The sequence below is a fragment of the Alistipes shahii WAL 8301 genome (genome assembly GCF_025145845.1).
Lineage (GTDB): Bacteria > Bacteroidota > Bacteroidia > Bacteroidales > Rikenellaceae > Alistipes > Alistipes shahii.
In genome coordinates this window covers 2,871,288-2,892,968 of sequence record NZ_CP102253.1, presented here as the reverse complement: position 1 = coordinate 2,892,968, position 21,681 = coordinate 2,871,288, and the positions used below count along the sequence as shown (strand labels likewise).

The window sequence follows — 21,681 nt, the reverse complement described above, 5'->3', positions numbered from 1 at the left end:
AACTGCAACGTAATACACAATGACAGACAACAATACATCCGAACGTAAGCCGTTGATCCTGATTGCAGAAGACGTGGAAAGCAATTACAAGCTGCTGGAAATAATCCTCAAGAAAGAGTATGACCTGCTCTGGGCGAAGAACGGCAAGGAGGCAGTGGCGTATGCGCTATCGCACAATCCCGACGCCGTATTGATGGATATTAAAATGCCTGTGATGGACGGTATCGAGGCGCTGAAGGAGATTCGGCTCCATACGGACAGTCTGCCCGTCATCATGCAGACGGCCTATGCTTTCGACACCGACCGGCGCGTCGCCGAGGAGGCGGGATGCAACGGATTCATCACCAAGCCCGTCATGCCGCGCGAACTGAAAATGTATCTCGACAAATACCTCACGAAATAGAGCCGGGACCGTTTTTCCGGAGTATGGCGGACCGTCCGGGTCCGGAGCAAGAAATCGGACGATAAGTTTGCAGTTGGCCCGAAATTTCTTACTTTTGCAGCGTTGTTTCAACGATGGTCTCGTAGCTCAGTTGGATAGAGCAACAGCCTTCTAAGCTGTCGGTCGTGGGTTCGAATCCCGCCGGGATCACAACGGACGGATTGGTTTTCAGGCAATTGAATTCAATCCGTCTTTCATTTCCGACCCGCCCCGCAACAACCCGAAGCGGCCCGTCCCATTCTTCCGGACAACCCCGTCACAGCCGTGAAATGCAGTTTTTTAGGGCATTTATTTTGCCGGGCGGAATATTTTCCCTACATTTGCAGGCTTAAAAGCCCGAAGGGGTGAGCGTTTTTTATTAATTACAACAAAATTTTATAGCAAATGGCTGTTAAAATTCGTCTGGCACGTCACGGTAAGAAGGGTTATGCCTTCTATCACATCGTTGCCGCAGATAGCAGAGCGCCACGTGATGGTAAATTCATCGAGAAGCTGGGAACCTACAACCCCAACACGAATCCTGCTACGATCGACCTGGACTTCGGGAAAGCCCTGGATTGGTTACAGAAAGGCGCACAACCTACGGACACCTGTCGGGCTATCCTCTCGTACAAGGGCGTAATGTACAAGAAACACCTGCTGGGCGGCGTCGCCAAGGGTGCGTTCACCGAAACCGAGGCAGAAGCCCGCTTCAACAAGTGGATGGAAGCCAAAGCCGGCAAGATCGAAGCCAAGACCAACAAGCTGGCCACCGACGCCAAGTCGGCCGAGAAGGCCCGTCTGGCTGCCGAGGCCAAGATCAAGGAGGAGCGCGCTGCCGCAATCGCCGAGAAGAAGGCCGCTGCCGAGGCTGCCGCCCGTGAGGCCGCCGAGGCTGCCGCTGCGGAGACTGCTGCCGAAGAGGCCGCTCCGGAAGCTCCCGCCGCCGAATAATAAGGCGACACAGGGAAGGGACGCGGCAAGACGTTTCCCGATCCGAATAAAAACGGTAAACTTCCCACGGGAAGATTACCGTTTTTTTTGTATTTTTACGCCATAATTCAACCGACATGATCGTTCCCGCAGGCAGAATCAACAAACTTTTCGGCACGGAGGGCGGAGTGATGCTCTCGCTCTACCCCGCTTTCCCCGAGGATTTCACGACCGACACCCCGCTGCGCGTCACCATCGACGCGCTGGAGGTTCCGCTCTGGTGCGAGCGTTTCGAACGCCGCGGCCAGTCGGGAGCCACGGCGACATTCGCCGATTTCGACACCGAGCGCAGGGCGCAGGAGCTTGTCGGGCTGGAATTCCGGATCGAGATGAACGGCGAAGAGGACGACGACGAATTTTACCTCGAAGACCTGATCGGCTTCGCGGTCGTGGCCGAAGAGGCCGGAGCCTCGTCCGGAAGGGCGGCGACCGCCGCCGGCGAAACCGGGGCATGCGCCTCCGGGAAACTCTGCGGGACGGTCACCGACTACTACGACAGCGACGCCAATCCGCTGTTCGAACTGGAGATCGGCGGACGGCAGGTGCTGGTCCCCGCCGTCGAGGAGTTCATCGCCCGCATCGACTTCGAGGGGCGCACGATGCACCTGGTGCTGCCCGAAGGACTCTTGACATTGGAATAAGGATGGCACGGGTGGTAATCGGACTTTCGGGCGGCGTCGATTCGTCGGTGGCGGCCTGGCTCCTCAAGGAGCAGGGGCATGAGGTCGTAGGGCTTTTTATGATCAACTGGCACGACACGACGGGAACGCTCGAAGGCGACTGTCCGTGGCACGACGACCGGGTTTTCGCCGAACTCGTGGCCAGGAAACTCGACATCGAGCTGCACGTGGTCGACCTCTCGGCAGACTACCGCACGCGTGTCGTGGATTACATGTTCGCCGAATACGAACGGGGCCGCACGCCCAATCCCGACGTGCTGTGCAACCGCGAAATCAAATTCGACGTATTCCTGCGCGAGGCGCTGAAGCTGGGCGCCGACTACGTGGCCACGGGCCACTACTGCCGTAAGGCGGAAGAGACGCTGCCCGACGGGAGGACGATCCATAAGCTGCTCGCAGGCAGCGATCCCAACAAGGACCAGAGCTATTTCCTCTGCCAGCTCTCGCAGGAGCAGCTCAGCCGGGCGTTGTTTCCCGTCGGCGGACTGCTCAAACCCGAGGTGCGGCGCATCGCCGAGGAGCAGGGTCTCGCCACGGCCAAACGCAAGGATTCGCAGGGCATCTGCTTCGTGGGCAAGGTCGACCTGCCGACCTTCCTCCAGCAAAAGCTCGCCCCGAAAAAGGGCAACATCCACGAAATACTCCCCACATGGCCGAAATACGTGCGCGAGGAGGTCCCGGCGGAGGGAGAGCCGACGACCGGACAACTCGCGGCGCTGGCCGAACCGTGGCGTTACACCGTGCGCGACGGCAAGAAGATCGGCGAGCACAACGGCGCCCATTACTACACCATCGGACAGCGCAAGGGACTCGGCATCGGAGGCCGCAGGGAGTCGCTGTTCATCCTCGCCACGGACACGGTGCAGAACGTGATCTGGGTCGGCGAGGGCGACGCCCACCCCGGGCTGTGGCGCCCCGCGCTGCACATCGCGCCCGGCGAAATCCACTGGGTGAACCCCGCCCGGGAGCTGACCGCCGGGCAGAGCGCCCGGTTCTCCGTCCGCATCCGCTACCGCCAGCTCTTGCAGGGCGCGCGGCTGTTCGTCCGCGACGAAGGGGCTTACCTCGTTTTCGACCGGCCCCAGCGGGGCATCACCCCCGGACAGTTCGCGGCGTGGTACGACGGCGACCAGCTGGTCGGATCGGGCGTGATCGAAGGCTGACCAACTCAAACCAACCATGATAAAACACCTATTATTCATTGCAGCCGGGCTGTCGATGTTTCACGCCGCATCGGCGCAAAAGTACGTCGACGCCTCGACGCTGACCATCATCGGCCGCACCTGCCCGATGGAGGGGCATCCCTATTACCGGGTCGACACGACGCGCTACCGTTTCGACAACGCCACCATCCGCCACTACTGCGGCTACCCGGCCGGCGTGGCCGTGCTTTTCACCACCGACAGCCGCCGGATCGAGGCCCGCTGGACCACCGCACCGCGCAGCTACGGCTGGAACATGACCCCGGTCCTGCAACGCGGCATGGATCTCTACGTCCGCGAAAACGGCGTATGGACGATGGCCGGTGCGGCACGTCCCGGATTACAGGACAGGCACGCCAGCACCATCGTCGAGCACATGGACGGACAGCCCAAGGAGTGCATGCTCTACCTGCCGGCGTGGAGCGAACTGCTGACGCTGGAGATCGGCGTGGACGAAGGTGCATCCGTCACGCCGCTCGAATCGCCTTACAAGCACCGCGTGATCGTCTTCGGATCGAGCGTCACCCACGGAGCTTCGGCCAGCCGCCCGGGCATGACCTATCCTGCGCGCATGAGCCGCATGACGGGCATCGAGTTCGTCAATCTGGGGTACAGCGGCAACTGCATGCTCCAGCCCGAATTCGCGCGGCTGCTCGCCGAGACCGACGCCGACGCCTTCCTGTTCGACGCCTTTTCGAACCCCTCCCCGAAGATGATCCGCGAGCGCCTCGACGCGTTCGTGGCGACGCTCGTCAAGGCCCATCCCGACAAACCGCTGATCTTCATGCAGACCCACTGGCACACCGCTGGCAACCTCGATCAGGAGGCCGCGAAATTCCACCGCGAGCGGATCGACACCGCGGACGGGATGATGCGGCGGCTGGCGAAGCAATACGACAACGTCTACTTCCTCGACGGCGAATGGTTCTTCGGCCGGGACGCCGAGGGAACCATCGACTGCGACCACGGTTCCGACCTGGGCTACGACCGCATGATCTCGGAGCGGCTGCCCCGTATCCGGAAGATCCTGCGCAAATACGGAATCCGGTAGTCCGGGCGCATTGCGCCGGGTTTCGCAGTCCGGCGACTGAATCCCTGCGTTTTCAACGCGGGGATTTTTTGCGTATCTCCCGGCTGCAAAAGATATTTGCACTCTTCGACTGGTGTTGTTTGCCGCTTTTTGGTCGGCAAAGCAGCCTTAACCGCGGCGTATGCCGCGGAGGCTTTGTACCTTTTGGTGGCAAAAGGTACCCAAAACCATCCGCATGTCGCTTTCGCGGGAACGTTGTTTGGCATCGCTAAAACGGGCGCCTTCGCGGGTTTGCAAGCAAACCGGCCCCGTTTTTTAACGCTCCGCCTGCACAACGTTCTTTTTCCGCTCCAAGCGAGAATGCGGCGGTTTAAACCGCTCGCAAGAGCGGTCGTAGGCTTCTGTGCTTCCCACTTGTCCCGGACGCATCCCTCCCGGTGCGGATAATCTTCCGGGCGCACCGGCCCGTCGTTCGCCCCCAGGGGGGGGGCTGAAGCGAACGAAACACAAAATGTCCATAAATCCGATAAAAGAGACAAAACATCTACCTATACGTAAGAGAATTTAAGTTATAACTAAACTTTCACTCTGGCATCTTTTTTAGTTTTACAATATTTAAACAGATGTTTGTGAAACCGAAAAGCGCGTTCGATAAATACGTCAGTGCAGCTGTCCGCAAAGAGCGGATGGCTCAACGTGTTTCACAAGCGACTTTAGCCTACGGAATCGGGGTGAGCGACGGATTTATCAGCCAAGTGGAAAGCCCCAAAAGTCCTTCGAAATACAACCTCAACCACATCAACGAAATCGCCAAATTCCTCGGCTGCTCGCCCCGCGATTTCCTGCCCGAACAACCTCTCTAAACCAGCGGAACCATGTGGCTGCGTCTGCTGATAATTCTCAATTTTTCATTCTTAATTTTTAATTGCCACTCTTACGGGCAACGCCCCATAGGAATCGCTTTCTACGACGTGGACCGGATTTACGACACCGTCCCGGCGCTTTTCTACGACGACGCAGACTACACGCCCGAAGGCCGTCTGCATTGGACCGCAGAGCGTTACGCGCGTAAAATCCGCAACACGGCTGCCGTGATCGACTCGATGGCCCTGCCCCTGGTCGCCCTGTGGGGCGTCGAAAACGAACAGGTCGTGCGCGACATCGCCGCCGCCTGCCGGGGCGACTACTCCTACCTCCACCGCACGCTCAATTCGCTCGACGGAATGGATTTTGCGCTGCTCTACTACGGGGACCTCTTCTACCCGACCCGCGACGAGCCGGGACGCCGCTACCTCTACGTCGAGGGCGAACTCGGACGCGACACCGTGGGGCTGGCGCTGTGCGGCGACGCACGCATGGCCCAATGGGTCGTGCGCGACCTGCGTGCGGAGCGTCCGCACGTGAAACTGATCGTGCTGGGACGCTCGGATCTCCCCGACCCCGGACGCTGGGGACTGCGCGACGCGACCCGGCGCGCCGAACAGGCCGGACGGGGCACGGTACGGCGCGGCGGACGGTGGCAGATGCGCGACCGTATCCTCGCGGACACGGCGCTGACCACCTCGGAGGGCGACGTTTTCGCACGCCGCTATCTGGTTGACCAAAAGAGCGGTAACCCCCTCACGACCTACTCCCGCGGGGTTTATCGCGGCGGCTACGGTTATTCGCTTCCGGTATTCATTTACATCCGGTAGAATTTTTTGGATATTTCGAAAAGTTTTCGTATTTTCGCAATCCCTTCGACGGAAATGCATTTTACGGATGCGGTAACGGAAACGTCACCGCAATTTTTCGGCTTTAAGGGTGAGGTAAAAGAAAAAATTTTTTATATTTATACTATAATTCAAAACCAAAAAAGTTATGGCAGACGTAAAACGGGTCTATACCTTCGGCAACAAAGAGGCCGAAGGAAACGGCAAAATGCGTGAACTGCTCGGCGGCAAGGGTGCGAACCTTGCGGAGATGAACCTTATCGGCATCCCCGTGCCCCCGGGATTCACCATCACCACGGAAGTGTGTGCGGAATTCTACAAGCACGGCAAAGAGGCCGTCATCGAGATGCTCCGCCCCGAGGTCGAAAAGGCGATGAAGAACATCGAGAAACTGACCGGCATGAAATTCGGCGACAAGGAGATGCCGCTGCTCGTATCCGTACGTTCGGGCGCACGCGCCTCGATGCCCGGCATGATGGACACCATCCTCAACCTGGGCATGAACGACCAGGCCGTGGAGGCCGTGGCCAAGCGCACGGGCAACCCGCGGTTCGCCTGGGATTCGTACCGCCGCTTCGTACAGATGTACGGCGACGTGGTGCTGGGCATGAAACCCGTTTCGAAGGAAGACCACGACCCGTTCGAGGTGATCATCGAGGAGCAGAAGGCCAAGAAGGGCGTGAAGAACGACACCGACCTGACGACCGACGACCTCAAGGAGCTGGTGAAGAACTTCAAGGCCGCCGTGAAGAAGCAGACCGGCGAGGATTTCCCGACCTGTCCGTGGGACCAGCTGTGGGGAGCCATCTGCGCCGTGTTCGGCTCGTGGATGAACGAACGCGCCATCCTCTACCGCAAACTCAACAACATCCCCGCCGAGTGGGGCACGGCCGTATCGGTACAGGCCATGGTATTCGGCAACATGGGAGAGAATTCCGCGACGGGCGTAGCCTTCTCGCGCGACGCCGCAACGGGTGAGAACCTCTTCAACGGCGAATACCTGATCAACGCCCAGGGCGAGGACGTCGTAGCCGGCATCCGCACCCCGCAGCAGATCACCATCGAGGGTTCGAAGCGCTGGGCCGTGGCCCAGAAGGTTTCGGAGGAGGAGCGCAAGGCGAAGTTCCCCTCGCTCGAAGAGGTGATGCCCGAGGTTTACAAGGAGCTGGACGAAATCCAGCACCACCTGGAGCAATACTTCAAGGACATGCAGGACATCGAATTCACGATTCAGGACGGCAAACTCTGGATGCTCCAGTGCCGCAACGGCAAGCGCACGGGCGCGGCGATGGTCAAGATCGCCATGGACATGCTGCGCGAGGGTCTGATCGACGAGAAGACCGCCGTACTGCGCTGCGAGCCTGCGAAGCTCGACGAACTGCTCCACCCCGTCTTCGACAAGAAGGCCATCGCCAATGCGCAGGTCATCACCAAGGGCCTGCCCGCATCGCCGGGAGCCGCCACGGGTCCCGTGGTGTTCTTCGCCGAGGACGCCGAGAAGGTGCTGGAGAAAACCGGCCAGCGCGCCATTCTGGTGCGCATCGAGACTTCGCCCGAGGACCTCAAGGGCATGCTCGACGCGGCAGGTATCCTGACCGCACGCGGCGGCATGACCTCGCACGCGGCCGTCGTGGCCCGCGGCATGGGCAAATGCTGCGTATCGGGCGCCGGCGAATTGCAGATCGACTATAAAGCCCGCACGATCCAGGTGAACGGATTCACCGTGAAGGAGGGCGACTGGATCTCGCTCAACGGCTCGACGGGCGAAGTATACCTCGGTCAGGTAGCCACCAAGGCCGCCGACCTGAGCGGCGACTTCGGACAGCTGATGGACCTCGCCGGAAAATATTCGGTGCTGAAGGTCCGCGCCAACGCCGACACCCCGAAAGACGCCGCACAGGCATTCGCCTTCGGCGCCGAAGGCATCGGACTCTGCCGCACGGAGCACATGTTCTTCGAGGGCGACCGCATCAAGGCCATCCGCGAGATGATCCTCGCCGACGACGAAGCCGGACGCCGCGTGGCGCTGGCCAAGCTGCTGCCGATCCAGCGCGGCGACTTCGAGGGGCTGTTCAAGGCCATGAACGGCTACCCCGTGACGGTGCGCCTTCTGGATCCCCCGCTGCACGAGTTCGTTCCCCACGATGAGAAGGGCCAGAAAGAGATGGCCGCCGAAATGGGCGTGCCCCTCCAGAAGATCGTCGCCAAGGTCGAGTCGCTGGCCGAGTTCAACCCCATGCTGGGACACCGCGGCTGCCGTCTGGGCAACACCTACCCCGAGATCACCGAGATGCAGGCCCGCGCCATCATCGAGGCGGCCATGAACGTCAAGGCCACAGGCATCCCCGTTCACGTGGAGATCATGGTGCCGCTGGTGGGCAACCACAAGGAGCTGCGCTACCAGAAGAACATCATCGACACGACGGCCGAGCAGGTGTTCTCGGAGCGCAACGACAAGATCGACTACATGGTCGGCACGATGATCGAGGTTCCGCGCGCCGCCGTGACGGCCAACCAGATCGCCGAAGTCGCCGAGTTCTTCTCGTTCGGAACCAACGACCTGACGCAGATGACCCTCGGATTCTCGCGCGACGACATCGGCAAGTTCCTGCCGGTATATCTGGAGAAGGGCATCCTGAAAAACGACCCGTTCCAGATCCTCGACCGCAACGGCGTGGGCCAGTTGATCCGCGAAGCCGTATTCAAGGGCCGTGGAACCCGCGAAAACCTCAAATGCGGTATCTGCGGCGAGCACGGCGGCGAACCTTCGTCGGTGGAGTTCTGCCACTACGCAGGTCTGAACTACGTGAGCTGCTCGCCCTTCCGCGTGCCCATCGCACGCCTGGCGGCCGCACACGCCGCACTCAATCAGAAGTAGCATTTCACGCCCCCTCGGGGTGACACACTCCGGAGGTCCGCGCACGATTGTCGCGGACCTCCTTTTTATTTATAAAAAAGTCGGGTTCATTGAATATATTTGGCCGCAATCGGGAAATTTCCTATATTTGTTTTGGCAAACAGTTTGAAATAACGTTTATTCAATATAAAAAAACGAAACATGAAAAAAATTCTTTTAACGGCGATCGTCGCGCTGTTCGCAGTAACGGCAGCATCGGCGCAGGACAAAGGCAACTGGGCGCTCGGCCCGCGTATGAACATCTACACCAACACGGGTGACGCCGTGGTGGGTCTGGGTGCATTCGGACGTTACAGCTTCACGGACAACTGGCGTATCGAACCGTCGCTGATGGCGCTGCTGCACAGCGGCTGTTCGATCGACATCAGCGTCGACGCGCAGTACGTCTTCCACTTGGGCGAAGGCTGGAGCGTTTATCCGGCAGTGGGTTTCACGGCCAATGACATCGGCAAGTGGGCCGCAGGCCTGAACATCGGCGGAGGTTTCGACTTCGAGGTAGCCCGCAACTGGGACCTTTCGGCCGGCCTGAAATGGCAGCCCATGTTCGACGACTGGCGCAAGAACCCCGTAGTCATCAGCATCGGCGCGGCATACAAGTTCTAACCATAGACGCCTGAAAACAGCGACCGGACCCGATTCATTTCGGGTCCGGTTGTTTTTTTGACACCGGCGCACGAGGCTGGATGCATCGCTTCCGGCCCGCGCGACGCAGCGCCGTGCACCGAGAAACGACAACCCTCCGTTTTTGAGTGTCCCGAAGCGGATTTCGCCATAACGCAGTCCGGTCCGGACAGGAGATACAACCGCATTTCCCGTCCGGACCGGACAAAGCAGGGCGAAAGATGCCCGCGAGAACCGAAAACTACTGTTCGTTTACACGAATCATATCGAATATCCGATACCCTATCGGCGCGTAACTGCGCCATGCGGAGCGTTTGGCGCGATAAACGTACGGCTTTCCCCCGACGTAAACCGTCACCTCGGGCAAAGCCCGCTCGTCGAAGAAGCCGCAGAGTTCCGACCCGTCGGCATCGAAGGTGTACCGGTGCTTCCACTGCTTCTTTTCCGGTTCGAGGTAGAGTTTGTCCACCGGGCCGGACATCACCGCCGCATCCGCCGCGAAACGCACCGAATCGGCCGGCACGGCCTGCGCCATACGGCATGTGAAATTGATCGTGGCGCGCCCGCCGCGATGCTCCTTGTAGGTGATGTCGAAAGTCAGGTCGCCCGCTTCCCGGTTCTCGAAAAGCGTCACGGGAAAGGTGTGGTAGATCACCCCGTCGGTCTCGGCTTTCGAGACGTAATGGTTGCGGATATTCTGCGCCGGGAGCGTCGAGGCTCCGGCGATGCAGAGGGCAGCCGTCAGCAGGAGACGTTTAGTCACCGTAGACGATGATCGTGTAGATCGTGTAGACGCCGACATAGGACTTGGCCTGGTAGTCTACGTGGTGGATGCGCGTGATCCCGGCTTCGCGGGCCGCAGCCTGGATGCTCGCATCGCCCAGGGCGACGACGCCTACATATCCCTTGGCCTCGGCCGTGCCGACCTTGCTCGACCCGGCGTTGCCCGTCACGGCCAGCCCGTCCTTCACATCGGTATAGATTCCGCCTACGAGGGGCGATTTGACGCATCCCGCCAGCATCATCGCGGCGAATGCAAAAGCGAAAAGTTTTTTCATGCTATCTGGTTTTATAGGCACAGCGGTATTTCCCCTTCGCAAGGTTCAGCAGCTTGCTCTTGAGCAACTGGCGGCGAAGCGGTGCGATCCGGTCGGTGAAGACCACGCCTTCGATGTGGTCGTATTCGTGCTGGATGACCCACGCCTTGAGTCCCGTGAACTCCTCGTCGTGCTCGACGAAGTCGGTGTCCATGTAGCGCATGCGGATCGACAGCGAGCGGGCCACGTCGGCATGAATCCCGGGGAACGAGAGGCAGCCCTCGTTGTAGGTCTTCTTCTCCTCGGAAAATTCGTAAATCTCGGGATTGACGAAGGCGCGCTTGTAATCGGCGCACGACGGGTCCTCCTCGGCCCACGGAGTGCAGTCGACGATGAACAGACGAATGTCCTTGCCGATCTGGGGCGCAGCCAGTCCGACGCCTTCGGCCTCTTCGAGCGTGAGGAACATGTCCTCGGCGAGTTTTTTCACATCGGGGTAATCGGGCGCAATCGGCTCGCATTTGCGGCGCAGCACCTCATCTCCGTAAATTACAATCGGGTATATCATAACAAAATCTATAAACAATTTTTCGCAGGCAATCTTGCTTTCGCCCGCCGTTATCGCGGTCTACGACCGCGTTTACAAGTCTGACCCCACCCCAAAACCCTCCCTCGGGAGGGGCTTATCGCGTCGCGTCCGGATTATCGACAGGAAATGCTTTCCATATAGGACTGGAGGATAATCGTCGCCGAAATCTTATCCACCAACGCCTTGTCGCGGCGGGCCATCCTGCCGATGCCGCTTTCGAGCATCGTGCGGTGGGCCATCACCGAAGTAAAGCGTTCGTCGTAGAAAACCACCTCCTTGTCGGGCCACGCCCGCCGCAGGCGGCCGGCCAGCGGCTCGATGAATCGCCACGTCTCGGAGGGCGTGCCGTCCATCCGCGAAGGCTTCCCCACGACTATCGTACTAACGTCCTCCCGGGCGAAATATTTTGCCAGCCAGGCCTCCAGCCCCTTCGTCTCGACCGTCTCCAGCCCTCCGGCGATCAGGCGCAGGGGATCGCTCACGGCGATTCCCGTGCGCCGGGTCCCGTAGTCTATGGCAAGAATGCGTCCCAAATCAGAGGTTCAGCGTCCTGAACAACTTGCGGTAGGAGCACTCCTCGTCGACCATCGCGTGCAGCGACTCGATCTTGACGCGCTCCTGGGCCATCGTATCGCGGTGGCGGATCGTCACGGTCCCGTCCTCCAGCGTCTGGCCGTCGACCGTCACGCAGAACGGCGTACCGACGGCATCCTGACGGCGGTAACGCTTGCCGACGGAGTCTTTCTCGTCGTAAACGACATTGTAATCGTATTTCAGCAGGTCGACGATCTTCTGCGCCACTTCGGGCATGCCGTCCTTCTTCACCAGCGGCAGCACGGCCACCTTGACCGGAGCCAATGCGGGCGGGAATTTCAGCACGACGCGCGAATCGCCGCCTTCGAGCGTCTGCTCGGTATAGGCCGCCGACATCACCTGCAGGAACATGCGGTCCACGCCGATCGACGTCTCGACCACATAGGGTACATAGCTTTCACCCGTCTCCGGATCGAAGTACTGCAACTTCTTGCCCGAAAACTTCTGGTGGCTGCCCAGGTCGAAGTCCGTGCGCGAGTGGATGCCCTCGACCTCCTTGAACCCGAACGGGAAGTTGTATTCGATGTCCGTCGCGGCGTTGGCGTAGTGGGCCAGTTTGTCGTGGTCGTGGAAGCGGTAGTCATCGTCGCCGAAGCCCAGCGCACGGTGCCAGGCCATGCGGGTGTTCTTCCACTCGTTCCACCACTTCATTTCGGTCCCGGGGCGCACGAAGAACTGCATCTCCATCTGCTCGAACTCGCGCATGCGGAAGATGAACTGACGGGCCACGATCTCGTTGCGGAAGGCCTTGCCGATCTGCGCAATGCCGAACGGGATTTTCATGCGCCCGGTTTTCTGGACGTTCAGGAAGTTGACGAAGATACCCTGCGCCGTCTCGGGACGCAGGTAGATGGTATTGGCGCCTTCGGCCGTAGAACCCATCTGGGTCGAAAACATCAGGTTGAACTGCCGCACCTCGGTCCAGTTGCGCGTGCCGGAGATCGGGCAGGCGATCTCGCAGTCGACGATGATCTGGCGCAGCTCCGCAAGGTCGTTGGCGTTCAGCGCATCGGCGAAACGCTTGTGCACCTCGTCGCGTTTGGCCGCGGTCTCCGCCACGCGCGGCGACGTTTCGCGGTATTTGGCCTCGTCGAACGACTCGCCGAAGCGCTTGCGGGCCTTCTCGACCTCTTTTTCGATCTTTTCATCCTGTTTGGCCAGCCAGTCCTCGATCAGCACGTCGGCGCGGTAACGCTTCTTCGAATCCTTGTTGTCGATCAGCGGGTCGTTGAAGGCCGACACATGGCCCGAGGCCTCCCACGTCTTGGGATGCATGAAGATCGCGGCGTCGATGCCGACGATGTTCTCGTGCAGTTTGACCATCGAATCCCACCAATATCGCTTGATGTTGTTCTTCAACTCCACGCCGTTCTGACCGTAGTCGTACACGGCTCCCAGACCGTCGTAGATTTCGCTCGAAGGAAACACGAATCCGTACTCCTTGCAGTGCGCTACCAGCTTTTTGAAAAGTTCTTCCTGAGTCATCGTATTCTCTGTTGTTTACTGTTTTTCCAAATGACAAAAATACAAAATAAATGACAACAAGGGTCTTCGATCGGGATTTTATTTCTATATTTGTATCGGTAGCCTGCGAGGGCCGCCGACATACGACAATAAAAAGCGCATCGGCTTTTTCTTACGGGTGAAAATTGGACACTTTCACAGAACGATAAGGAACAAAGGTGATGCCTTCGCTGTTTTCAGCGCGGGCATATTTCCCTATTCTACCGTTCGGGTCGTCCAATACCTCACCTGTGGATACGAAATCTTGCCTGCGCCTTTTGTTTACCGGGACGGGAACAACCCTTTAAACAAAATAAACGAAATGAAAACAGCAAAATTCTTCATGGCGTTCATCGCCGCCGCGCTGCTCGCGTCATGCAGCGACGACAAGGATTACTCGGGCGATTTCGGGCAGATCAAGGTTCCGGACACGCGCCAGTTGGAACAGACGGTCTCCGCCGACGACACGCAGAGCGCACGGGGCGTGACCTTCACCACCGAAGGGGCATGGACCTCGACGATCGCCGAGACCCGCGCCGAAGCGCCCGCCTGGATTTCGATTTCGCCCGACCGCGGCGATGCGGCAGGCAGCTACACGCTGAAAATCACCCTCGAACCCAACACGTCGGGAGCGTCGCGCACGGCGACAATCGTCATCACGTGCGGCACGTCGAAGATCGAGATCACCGTCACGCAGGAGGGCGCGGACGACCCCATCGAATCGACACCGGCCAACCGGATAATGCGCATCGACAGCCGCCAGCAGACAATCCGAAACAGCGGCGATTCGGACCCGGAACGATGGACTTCGACCAGCCGCTTCACATACGACGATGCCGGACGCCTCACGTGTTACGAATGGGACGACACCCCGGAGAACTCGGCCGACGCCATGGATGAGGTCCTCCGGATCAGTTATCCCGACGCCAAGACCCTGAAACTGTCCGCCGAAACGACGGAATCGCCCGAAAAGGGATCGTACACCGTCACGCTCGACGATGCAGGGCGCGCCGTCGCCGCACGCAGCGACAACGGTCCCGAACGCTGGACCTTCGCCTACGACGGCAACGGATGCTGCAAGGAGTGCACATACAGCGGCGACGAGTATCACAACTACCCGCGCACGGTCTGCCGCTGGACCGGCAACGACCTCACCGGTCTCGACATCTACCAGGGCAAGGAAGTCGATTTCAGCTACGAATTCGAATACCACGCCGACCGGCCCAACACGCCCGCATTGTGCAACCTCGACCTCAACGCGCTCCTGTTCGACGTATGTCCCGACATCGAGGACGCCGATTTCTTCATGGGGTCGGTACTCTCCGGAATCGGGCGGCTGGGCAACCGCAGCGCCCATCTGACGAACACGAACCCGGACGAGAGCGAGTTCTCGGTCGAGCCATTACCCGACGGATCGTTTATCAGTTTCAGAGTCCTGAACGAGCGGATCGAATGGAAGCAAGTCGGCGGACGGGTTACCGAGGCTATCTGGATTCAGGAGGTGGAGTGTTTCCAGAAAAAAGACGGCAAGGAGACAGTCATCCCCGAACGGGGCTACACAGAAATCGAAACGCACCAGATCTTCTATTGACGGGCTTTTCTCCCAAAAACCGAACGGCGGTCCGACAAGGACCGCCGTTCATTTTACCTGCCGGAACCCTTACCGCCCCATCAGCCCCTCGCGCAGGAACGAGAAATCGCCGTCGCGGGCAATGATGATGTGGTCCAGCAGCCGGATGTCGAACAACGCCGCGGCGCGCGCCACACGTTCGGTCAGCGTCTTGTCCTGCCCGCTCGCCTCGGGCGTTCCCGAAGGGTGGTTGTGCACCAGAATCAGCTGCGTGGCGAGCAGTTCCAACGCCCGTTTGACGATCAGCCGGTGGTCGACGACCGTGCCGGTCACCCCGCCCTGACTGATGCGGTAACGCTCGATAACCCGGTTCGACGAGGTGAGGTAGACGACCCAGCACTCCTCGTGGGAGAGGCGTTCCAGCTGCGGCCGGAACAGCCGCACCACATCGTCGCCCGTATTGATGAAATCGCTCCCGGAACCCCCGGAAGCGACAGCCCGCCGTCCGAATTCCGCCGCGGCCAACAGCATCCGCGCCCGTTTCAGGCCCAGTCCCCCGACCATGCGCAGGCGGGCTTCGGGCTGGTCGCCGATACGCGCCAGCGAACCGTCGTAGGCCGACAGCACCACTTCGGCCAACTGTTCGTCCTCGGTGAGCAGGGCAAGCAGCTCGCGGTCGCTCAAGGCCTCCACGCCCCGCGACGCCATTTTATCGAGGATATTCTTCATAAAAGCAGAAAGTGACTATATACGAATTCATACCGTTTTCATCCCGGCAAGCCGGTACAGCCGCCTGCGGAGGGTGTTTGAAACCGGGTCCGAATCCCCATCTGCCGGGCGGGCGCAGAACAGGACCGGAAATGCAACGGATTGCCACCGCCCTCTAAAACCCGCTTCCTGAACGGGTGCCTTCCAGACGGTCGACCTTGTCCAGCAGCGAAGCGCACTGCTCGTCGCTCATGTACTGCGACACGGAGAACGCCGCACGCTGTTCGGCCTCCTTCTTCGAATCCCCGGCTCCGTGGCCGACCTCCATGCCGTCGACCAGCACCGTGCAATAGAAAACCGGATGGTTCGAAGCGTATTCCTTGTCGTGCTCCGTGCGGAACTCGACCTGGTGGCGGTTCTTCTGGCTCCACTCGATCAGGCGGCTCTTGAAATCGCTCTCCGACTCGGTCAGTTCTTCCAGATTCAGGAAACGGAAATAAATGTTATTGATCAACAGCCGGTTGACGAACTCGTACCCCTGATCGAGGTAAACCGCCCCCATCATCGCCTCGAAGGCGTCGCCGTAGATATGCTTCTGGGTAATGCCCGTGCCGCCGTTCGAAATCACGTGGACATCCAGACCGAGGTTCACGGCCAGCGCGTTGAGCGACTGCCGCGAGACGATCTTCGACCGCAGCTGGGTCATGAAACCCTCGTCGCGGTCGGGGTATTCGATGAACAGATAGTCCGAAGTCACGGCCTCGATCACAGCGTCGCCCAGATATTCCAGACGTTCGTTGTTGATCGCGCGGCCGTCCTCCAAAACCAAAGAAGCTGACTTGTGAATCAAAGCCAGCTTGTAGAGTTCGACGTTGTGCGGAATGAATCCGAACAGATCGTCGACAATTCTGTAATATGCCCGGTCACGCCCGAAATTCCGTCGGATAGGACGCAGTAAAAAGTCAATCACGGCGCGGACGTTACAGGGATCAGAGTTTGCGGAAAATAACCGTCGAGTTGTGACCGCCGAATCCGAACGTATTGCTCAACGCACACTTCACGTCGCGCTTCTGCGCCACGTTAAGCGTCAGATTCAGTTTTTCGTCGATCTCGGGATCGCGGTTTTCGCAGTTGATCGTGGGGGGAACCACGCCGTGCGTCAGCGCGAAAATGCACGCCAAAGCCTCCACAGCGCCGGCAGCGCCCAGCAGGTGTCCCGTCATTGATTTGGTCGAGGAGATGTTGACGTTGTAAACATGGTCGCCCAGAACGCCTGCCACGGCCTTCAGCTCGGGAATGTCGCCCGCGGGGGTCGAAGTTCCGTGCACGTTCACATAGTCGATATCCTCGGGAGCGATGCCCGCGTCCTTGATGGCGTCGCGCATCGCCTTCATGGCGCCCTTGCCCTCGGGATGGGGAGCCGTGAAGTGGTAAGCGTCGGCCGAAGCGCCTCCGCCTACGACCTCGCAATAGATCTTCGCGCCGCGCGCCTTGGCATGCTCGTACTCCTCCAGGATCAGCGCACCGGCGCCCTCGCCGATCACGAAGCCGTCGCGGTCCTTATCGAAGGGGCGCGAAGCGTGCTGCGGATCGTCGTTGCGCGTCGAAAGCGCCTGCATGGAGTTGAATCCGCCGACCGAAGGCTCGTTGACCGCAGCCTCCGAACCGCCGGCCACCATGACGTCGGCCTTGCCGTAACGGATGGCGTCGAAGGCGGCCGTGATGCCGTGGTTCGACGAAGCGCACGCCGACACCGTACAGTAGTTCGGACCCATGAAGCCGTACTTCATGGAGATGAAACCGGCTGCGATATCGGAAATCATGCGGGGAATAAAAAACGGGCTAAACCGCGGGGTTCCATCCCCGGCGGCCCAGCCCAGACACTCATCGAAGAAAGATTTGATTCCTCCGATGCCCGAACTCCAGATAACGCCCACCTGCTCCTTGTCGACCTTCTCGAGATCGAGGGCAGAATCCTCCACGGCCTGCGTGGCCGCGATCAGAGCATACTGTGTAAAGAGGTCGTACTTACGCACCTCCTTACGGTCGAAATACTGGGTCGGATCGTAATTCTTTACTTCACAAGCGAACTTGGTCTTAAATTTTTCGGCATCGAAATGAGTAATGGGTGCGGCACCGCTGACTCCCTTCTCCAGATTCGAAAAATACTCCTCTATACTATTACCGAGCGGGTTTATCGTACCGATGCCCGTAACAACTACTCTTCTTCCTGTCATAAATTTAAGGCTTTATCAGCCGTGAAACGTTGTTTAAGGGAAATTATTTCTTGTGTTCCTCGATATACGAGATCGCGTCGCCGACGGTAGCGATCTTTTCAGCGTCCTCATCCGGGATCTGGATATCGAAAGCCTTCTCGAACTCCATGATCAGCTCTACAGTGTCGAGCGAGTCTGCGCCCAGGTGGTTGGTGAAGCTTGCTTCGGGGACTACCTCCGACTCCTTGACACCCAGTTTGTCGACGATGATCTCGACAACTTTTGATTGAACTTCTGACATAATTTTAATTTTTTAGTTAAACAATTATTTGGAAATAGTTCTTTTACATTTCCAGAGCAATTTTGCGCAAAAGTAACACTTTTTTTATTACTTTTGACAAAACGGCCTGTTTTTTTATTCACAACTTTTTCGACATTTAGCACAAAAATTTAATTAATACATTCAAAACCACAACCTTATGAAATTGCTTCTGATCTCGAATTCGACCAATGCCGGCGAGGAATACCTGCGCTATCCGCTGCCAGAGATAGGGCGTTTTCTCGACGGGGTGCGCGAAATCGTCTTCGTTCCCTACGCGGCCGTCACGTTCTCCTACGCCGATTACGAAAAAAAGGTGCAGGCGCGTTTCGCCGAACTGGGCATCCGCGTGCGTTCGGTCCACCGGGCCAAGGATCCCGCCGCCCTCGTCCGCGGGGCCGAAGCGATCTGCGTCGGGGGCGGCAACACGTTCGCCCTGGCCAAAAAGATGCAGCAGCAGGGGCTTATGACGGCCATCCTCTGCAAAATCAAGGCCGGAACGCCCTACGTGGGCTGGTCGGCAGGCAGCAACGTCTGCTGCCCGACGATCTCGACAACAAACGACATGCCCATCGTGGAACCGGAGTCGTTCAAAGCCATCGGAGCGGTCAAATTCCAGATCAACCCCCACTACCTCGACGCCAACCCCGCGGGGCACGCCGGGGAGACCCGCGAACAGCGCATCCTGGAGTATATCGAGGCCAATCCGCGCCGTTGGGTGGCCGGACTGCGCGAAGGCTGCATGCTGCGCTGCGAGGACGGGAAACTGGAGCTGATCGGCCGACGCCCGATGCGGATGTTCCGCAAAGGAGTCGAAACCTTCGAGGTCGAACCGGGCGGCGACCTGTCTTTTTTATTATAAATAGGTATATCGTTTTATGAAAGTACTGATTGCGGGTCTGGGCCTTATCGGAGGCTCGTTCGCCCTGGCCCTTCGCGACCACGGCATCGCAGAGGAGATACTCGGGGTCGAAAGCTCCGAAGAACACGCCGCCGAGGCGTTGCAGCTGGGCCTTGCGGACCGGATCGTGAGTTTCGAGGAGGGTGTTCCGGAAGCCGATCTCGTGGTGCTGGCCACCCCGGTCGACACCATCCCGCTGATGGCTGTCAAGGCGCTCAACCGCGCGGGCGGCAGGCAGGTGGTAATGGACATGGGTTCGATCAAGGGCGAGTTGTGCGAGGTGATCTCGATGCACGCCCGCCGCGGACGTTTCGTCGCCGCGCACCCGATGTGGGGTACGGAGTACAGCGGTCCGAAAGCCGCCCAGCGGGGCGCGTTCACGGGCCGCAGCGTCGTGCTGTGCGACACGGTGCGGAGCGACAAGGACGCCCTGGCCACGGTCGAAGGCATCTTCCGCACGCTGGGCAGTCCGGCCGTCTACATGGACCCCGAAGAGCACGACCTGCACGCGGCCTATGTCTCGCACATCTCGCACGTCACCTCGTTCGCGCTGGCGCTCACGGTGCTCGAAAAGGAGCGCGAGGAGCGTCACATCTTCGACCTGGCGGGCGGCGGTTTCGAGAGCACGGTGCGCCTGGCCAAGAGTTCGGCGGCAACGTGGGTCCCGATCCTGCTGCGCAACAAATACAACGTGCTGGACGTGCTGCGCGAACACATACACCAGTTGCAAATCATGCGCCGGATGCTCGAACGCGACGACGCCGAGGGGCTGAAAAACGCCATGGAGCGCGCCAACACCATCCAACGCATCATCCACTGATGACCGCGGCAGCCGAAACGGGCCGGGCCGGCGAACGCGCCGCGACGGAATACCTCCGACGTGCGGGGTACGAAATCTGCGCGCTCAACTGGCGGCAGGGCCGTTACGAGCTGGACATCGTGGCCTGCCGGGAAGGCGTGCTGCATTTCGTGGAGGTCAAGACCCGGCGCTCCGGGTCGCTCACGCCTCCCGAGGCAGCCGCCACGCAGCGCAAGTTCCGGGCCTTGTCGCGCGCCGCCGCCTGCTACCTGCGCACCGTGGGCTGGGAGGGCGAAGTGCAGTTCGATCTGGCGGCCGCCGAAGCCGCCGCCGACGGCAGCGTCCGCGTCGAACTGATCGAAAACGCGCTGGAATACAATTGGTAATTTTGCAGTTCCGACAAATTGTACTATCTTTGCCGGACTGAAAAAGAACAGCCTGACGTCGGGTCACCGGGCGCGGGCGTTAGAAACTGAAAACTCAACACCGTAAATACCGATGTGGTTCTATAATTTCGGTCTGATTCTCTACGTTTGGGCCATCCGTCTCGTGGCGCCGCGCCATCCGAAGGCCCGCCTTTGGATCGAAGGCCGCAAAGACCTCTTCCGCCGCATGCGGGAGGCAATCGCCCCCACGGACAGGATCATCTGGATACACGTCGCGTCGCTCGGAGAGTTCGAACAGGGCCGCCCCATCATCGAACAGCTTCGCAAGACGCACCCCGAATACAAGATTCTCCTGACCTTCTTCTCGCCTTCGGGCTACGAAATCCGCAAGAACTACAAGGGCGTCAACTACATCTTCTACCTCCCGATCGACACGCCGGGCAACGCCCGCCGCTTCCTCGACGCCGCGCACCCCGAAATCGCCATCTTCGTCAAATACGAGTACTGGCTCAACCTGCTCCGCGAACTGCGCCGCCGGAAAATCCGCACCTACGTCGTGTCGGCCATCTTCCGCCGCAATTCGGTCTTTTTCCGCCCCTACGGCGGCATGTGGCGACAGGCGCTGGAGTCGTTCGACGTGATGTTCGTGCAGAACGAGGAGTCGAAAAAACTGCTGGCGACGCTGGGCTTCGACAACGTGCTGGTGGCCGGGGACACGCGCTTCGACCGCGTGGCGGAGATCGCCCGCGCGGCCAGACGCATCGACGTCATCGACCGCTTCAAGGGCGACAACCGCCTGTTCGTGGCAGGATCGACATGGGAGCCGGATGAAGAGCTGCTGATCCGGCTGATAAACGACAATCCCGACGTGAAATTCGTCGTCGCACCCCACGAAATGGACGAGTCGCGCATCGCACGGCTGATGGCCGAAACCAAAGGCGGCGCGCTGCGCTACACGCAATGCACGCCCCGCACGACCTACGGTTCGCGGCAGCTGCTGATCCTCGACACGGTGGGGATTCTCGCCTCGGTCTACGGCTACGCCACCTGGAGCTATATCGGCGGCGGGTTCGGCGTCGGCATTCACAACACGCTCGAAGCCGCGACGTTCGGACTTCCGGTGGCCTTCGGTCCCAACTACGAAAAATTCAAGGAGGCCCGCGATCTGGTGACGCTCGGCGCCGCCCGGTCGGTGACCGACTACGAGCAGTTGCGCACGTGGTTCGTGCCCCTGCGCGACAACGAGGAGTTCCTGCAGAAAACCAGCCGCATCGCCAAGGATTACACCACCCGCCACCAGGGAGCCACAGGCATCATCGTCAAAACGATTTTCCACTAAATAGCCGGCAGGCCCTCGCGTTCCGAACCGGACCGGAGGCATTTCCGCCCCCTTCCCGCCGTCGTTACAACAGCGGTCGGAGGCTGCGCGCGAACAACGGGCCGCCACAGCAGTCGCATCACACGGTCGCCGCCAAAGCGGCGG

23 protein-coding genes and 1 tRNA gene are annotated in these 21,681 nt (G+C 59.7%); 15 read left to right on the top strand and 9 right to left on the bottom strand.

Going from position 1 to position 21,681, the window contains the following annotated elements:
- Nucleotides 1-19 precede the first annotated feature (19 nt).
- The 10 genes from NQ492_RS12105 to NQ492_RS12060 all read left to right on the top strand — a co-directional run bounded on the left by NQ492_RS12105 (nt 20) and on the right by NQ492_RS12060 (nt 9,558).
- Entirely contained in the window at nt 20-403 is a 384-nt protein-coding gene (locus NQ492_RS12105) for a response regulator (RefSeq protein ID WP_015546692.1), read from the top strand.
- Nucleotides 404-518: 115 nt separating this feature from the next.
- Nucleotides 519-592 (top strand) — tRNA-Arg (locus NQ492_RS12100).
- Nucleotides 593-826: 234 nt separating this feature from the next.
- Complete coding sequence (locus NQ492_RS12095; RefSeq protein ID WP_022061748.1) at nt 827-1,375, top strand: 30S ribosomal protein S16; 549 nt, start codon at nt 827-829, stop codon at nt 1,373-1,375.
- Between the two features lie 116 nt (nt 1,376-1,491).
- Nucleotides 1,492-2,055 (top strand): ribosome maturation factor RimM, encoded by a 564-nt coding sequence (locus NQ492_RS12090; RefSeq protein WP_015546690.1) that lies wholly within the window; start codon nt 1,492-1,494, stop codon nt 2,053-2,055.
- A gap of 2 nt (nt 2,056-2,057) precedes the next feature.
- Complete coding sequence (mnmA, locus tag NQ492_RS12085; RefSeq protein WP_015546689.1) at nt 2,058-3,257, top strand: tRNA 2-thiouridine(34) synthase MnmA; 1,200 nt, start codon at nt 2,058-2,060, stop codon at nt 3,255-3,257.
- Between the two features lie 16 nt (nt 3,258-3,273).
- Nucleotides 3,274-4,347, top strand: coding sequence for an SGNH/GDSL hydrolase family protein (locus tag NQ492_RS12080; RefSeq protein WP_149887457.1), 1,074 nt, complete (start codon nt 3,274-3,276; stop codon nt 4,345-4,347).
- A 602-nt stretch (nt 4,348-4,949) separates the two neighbouring features.
- Nucleotides 4,950-5,189, top strand: coding sequence for a helix-turn-helix domain-containing protein (locus NQ492_RS12075; RefSeq protein ID WP_015546687.1), 240 nt, complete (start codon nt 4,950-4,952; stop codon nt 5,187-5,189).
- Between the two features lie 12 nt (nt 5,190-5,201).
- Nucleotides 5,202-6,020, top strand: a complete 819-nt coding sequence (locus tag NQ492_RS12070) for an endonuclease/exonuclease/phosphatase family protein (RefSeq protein ID WP_015546686.1) — start codon at nt 5,202-5,204, stop codon at nt 6,018-6,020.
- A 166-nt stretch (nt 6,021-6,186) separates the two neighbouring features.
- Nucleotides 6,187-8,916 (top strand): pyruvate, phosphate dikinase, encoded by a 2,730-nt coding sequence (gene ppdK, locus NQ492_RS12065; protein WP_015546685.1) that lies wholly within the window; start codon nt 6,187-6,189, stop codon nt 8,914-8,916.
- 180 nt (nt 8,917-9,096) lie between these two features.
- Nucleotides 9,097-9,558: an outer membrane beta-barrel protein gene (locus NQ492_RS12060; protein WP_022061743.1), complete on the top strand. Its 462-nt coding sequence runs from the start codon at nt 9,097-9,099 to the stop codon at nt 9,556-9,558.
- A gap of 259 nt (nt 9,559-9,817) precedes the next feature.
- Here the strand turns inward: NQ492_RS12060 and NQ492_RS12055 are convergent, their stop codons facing one another.
- The 5 genes from NQ492_RS12055 to NQ492_RS12035 all read right to left on the bottom strand — a co-directional run bounded on the left by NQ492_RS12055 (nt 9,818) and on the right by NQ492_RS12035 (nt 13,281).
- Entirely contained in the window at nt 9,818-10,339 is a 522-nt protein-coding gene (locus NQ492_RS12055; RefSeq protein ID WP_231839887.1) for a hypothetical protein, read from the bottom strand.
- On the bottom strand, nt 10,332-10,634 hold the full coding sequence (locus NQ492_RS12050; protein ID WP_015546684.1) for a TRL-like family protein: 303 nt from the start codon (nt 10,632-10,634) through the stop codon (nt 10,332-10,334). The genes NQ492_RS12055 and NQ492_RS12050 overlap by 8 nt, the downstream gene beginning before the upstream one ends.
- Nucleotide 10,635: 1 nt before the next feature.
- A complete protein-coding gene (gene def, locus NQ492_RS12045) occupies nt 10,636-11,181 on the bottom strand; it encodes a peptide deformylase (RefSeq protein ID WP_015546683.1) in 546 nt (181 codons plus the stop codon).
- Between the two features lie 134 nt (nt 11,182-11,315).
- The gene (ruvX, locus tag NQ492_RS12040) at nt 11,316-11,735 is read right to left on the bottom strand and encodes a Holliday junction resolvase RuvX (RefSeq protein ID WP_022061741.1); all 420 of its coding nucleotides are present in this window, start codon (nt 11,733-11,735) and stop codon (nt 11,316-11,318) included.
- A gap of 1 nt (nt 11,736) precedes the next feature.
- Nucleotides 11,737-13,281, bottom strand: a complete 1,545-nt coding sequence (locus NQ492_RS12035) for a glycine--tRNA ligase (RefSeq protein ID WP_015546682.1) — start codon at nt 13,279-13,281, stop codon at nt 11,737-11,739.
- Between the two features lie 340 nt (nt 13,282-13,621).
- Here NQ492_RS12035 and NQ492_RS12030 point away from each other — a divergent pair, with 340 nt between their 5' ends.
- Nucleotides 13,622-14,890 carry a BACON domain-containing protein gene (locus tag NQ492_RS12030; protein ID WP_015546681.1) on the top strand — a complete coding sequence of 423 codons (1,269 nt, stop codon included), beginning with the start codon at nt 13,622-13,624 and terminating at the stop codon, nt 14,888-14,890.
- Nucleotides 14,891-14,959: 69 nt separating this feature from the next.
- On the opposite strand, the gene NQ492_RS12025 is transcribed toward NQ492_RS12030, so the two are convergent.
- The 4 genes from NQ492_RS12025 to NQ492_RS12010 all read right to left on the bottom strand — a co-directional run bounded on the left by NQ492_RS12025 (nt 14,960) and on the right by NQ492_RS12010 (nt 18,094).
- The gene (locus tag NQ492_RS12025) at nt 14,960-15,598 is read right to left on the bottom strand and encodes a JAB domain-containing protein (RefSeq protein WP_015546680.1); all 639 of its coding nucleotides are present in this window, start codon (nt 15,596-15,598) and stop codon (nt 14,960-14,962) included.
- Nucleotides 15,599-15,752: 154 nt separating this feature from the next.
- Complete coding sequence (gene rnc, locus NQ492_RS12020; RefSeq protein ID WP_083810279.1) at nt 15,753-16,532, bottom strand: ribonuclease III; 780 nt, start codon at nt 16,530-16,532, stop codon at nt 15,753-15,755.
- Nucleotides 16,533-16,566: 34 nt separating this feature from the next.
- The gene (fabF, locus tag NQ492_RS12015) at nt 16,567-17,814 is read right to left on the bottom strand and encodes a beta-ketoacyl-ACP synthase II (protein WP_015546679.1); all 1,248 of its coding nucleotides are present in this window, start codon (nt 17,812-17,814) and stop codon (nt 16,567-16,569) included.
- Between the two features lie 43 nt (nt 17,815-17,857).
- Nucleotides 17,858-18,094 carry an acyl carrier protein gene (locus tag NQ492_RS12010; protein ID WP_015546678.1) on the bottom strand — a complete coding sequence of 79 codons (237 nt, stop codon included), beginning with the start codon at nt 18,092-18,094 and terminating at the stop codon, nt 17,858-17,860.
- Between the two features lie 178 nt (nt 18,095-18,272).
- On the opposite strand from NQ492_RS12010, the gene pepE reads away from it, so the two are divergent.
- The 4 genes from pepE to NQ492_RS11990 all read left to right on the top strand — a co-directional run bounded on the left by pepE (nt 18,273) and on the right by NQ492_RS11990 (nt 21,537).
- Complete coding sequence (pepE, locus tag NQ492_RS12005; RefSeq protein ID WP_015546677.1) at nt 18,273-18,974, top strand: dipeptidase PepE; 702 nt, start codon at nt 18,273-18,275, stop codon at nt 18,972-18,974.
- Between the two features lie 16 nt (nt 18,975-18,990).
- Nucleotides 18,991-19,833: a prephenate dehydrogenase gene (locus tag NQ492_RS12000; protein WP_015546676.1), complete on the top strand. Its 843-nt coding sequence runs from the start codon at nt 18,991-18,993 to the stop codon at nt 19,831-19,833.
- Nucleotides 19,833-20,198 (top strand): YraN family protein, encoded by a 366-nt coding sequence (locus NQ492_RS11995; RefSeq protein ID WP_015546675.1) that lies wholly within the window; start codon nt 19,833-19,835, stop codon nt 20,196-20,198. Before NQ492_RS12000 ends, NQ492_RS11995 begins: the two co-directional genes overlap by 1 nt.
- Nucleotides 20,199-20,310: 112 nt before the next feature.
- Nucleotides 20,311-21,537, top strand: a complete 1,227-nt coding sequence (locus NQ492_RS11990; RefSeq protein WP_259872918.1) for a 3-deoxy-D-manno-octulosonic acid transferase — start codon at nt 20,311-20,313, stop codon at nt 21,535-21,537.
- Nucleotides 21,538-21,681: the final 144 nt, after the last annotated feature.

Coding starts and splice junctions, on each gene's coding strand:
- def (WP_015546683.1), bottom strand. CDS start 11,181: ATGATATACCCGATTGTAATTTACGGAGATGAGGTGCTGCGCCGCAAA.
- NQ492_RS11995 (WP_015546675.1), top strand. CDS start 19,833: ATGACCGCGGCAGCCGAAACGGGCCGGGCCGGCGAACGCGCCGCGACG.
- NQ492_RS11990 (WP_259872918.1), top strand. CDS start 20,311: ATGTGGTTCTATAATTTCGGTCTGATTCTCTACGTTTGGGCCATCCGT.
- NQ492_RS12080 (WP_149887457.1), top strand. CDS start 3,274: ATGATAAAACACCTATTATTCATTGCAGCCGGGCTGTCGATGTTTCAC.
- mnmA (WP_015546689.1), top strand. CDS start 2,058: ATGGCACGGGTGGTAATCGGACTTTCGGGCGGCGTCGATTCGTCGGTG.
- NQ492_RS12025 (WP_015546680.1), bottom strand. CDS start 15,598: ATGAAGAATATCCTCGATAAAATGGCGTCGCGGGGCGTGGAGGCCTTG.
- NQ492_RS12035 (WP_015546682.1), bottom strand. CDS start 13,281: ATGACTCAGGAAGAACTTTTCAAAAAGCTGGTAGCGCACTGCAAGGAG.
- NQ492_RS12010 (WP_015546678.1), bottom strand. CDS start 18,094: ATGTCAGAAGTTCAATCAAAAGTTGTCGAGATCATCGTCGACAAACTG.
- fabF (WP_015546679.1), bottom strand. CDS start 17,814: ATGACAGGAAGAAGAGTAGTTGTTACGGGCATCGGTACGATAAACCCG.
- NQ492_RS12030 (WP_015546681.1), top strand. CDS start 13,622: ATGAAAACAGCAAAATTCTTCATGGCGTTCATCGCCGCCGCGCTGCTC.
- NQ492_RS12050 (WP_015546684.1), bottom strand. CDS start 10,634: ATGAAAAAACTTTTCGCTTTTGCATTCGCCGCGATGATGCTGGCGGGA.
- NQ492_RS12095 (WP_022061748.1), top strand. CDS start 827: ATGGCTGTTAAAATTCGTCTGGCACGTCACGGTAAGAAGGGTTATGCC.
- ppdK (WP_015546685.1), top strand. CDS start 6,187: ATGGCAGACGTAAAACGGGTCTATACCTTCGGCAACAAAGAGGCCGAA.
- NQ492_RS12105 (WP_015546692.1), top strand. CDS start 20: ATGACAGACAACAATACATCCGAACGTAAGCCGTTGATCCTGATTGCA.
- NQ492_RS12060 (WP_022061743.1), top strand. CDS start 9,097: ATGAAAAAAATTCTTTTAACGGCGATCGTCGCGCTGTTCGCAGTAACG.
- pepE (WP_015546677.1), top strand. CDS start 18,273: ATGAAATTGCTTCTGATCTCGAATTCGACCAATGCCGGCGAGGAATAC.
- NQ492_RS12075 (WP_015546687.1), top strand. CDS start 4,950: ATGTTTGTGAAACCGAAAAGCGCGTTCGATAAATACGTCAGTGCAGCT.
- NQ492_RS12000 (WP_015546676.1), top strand. CDS start 18,991: ATGAAAGTACTGATTGCGGGTCTGGGCCTTATCGGAGGCTCGTTCGCC.
- NQ492_RS12070 (WP_015546686.1), top strand. CDS start 5,202: ATGTGGCTGCGTCTGCTGATAATTCTCAATTTTTCATTCTTAATTTTT.
- NQ492_RS12090 (WP_015546690.1), top strand. CDS start 1,492: ATGATCGTTCCCGCAGGCAGAATCAACAAACTTTTCGGCACGGAGGGC.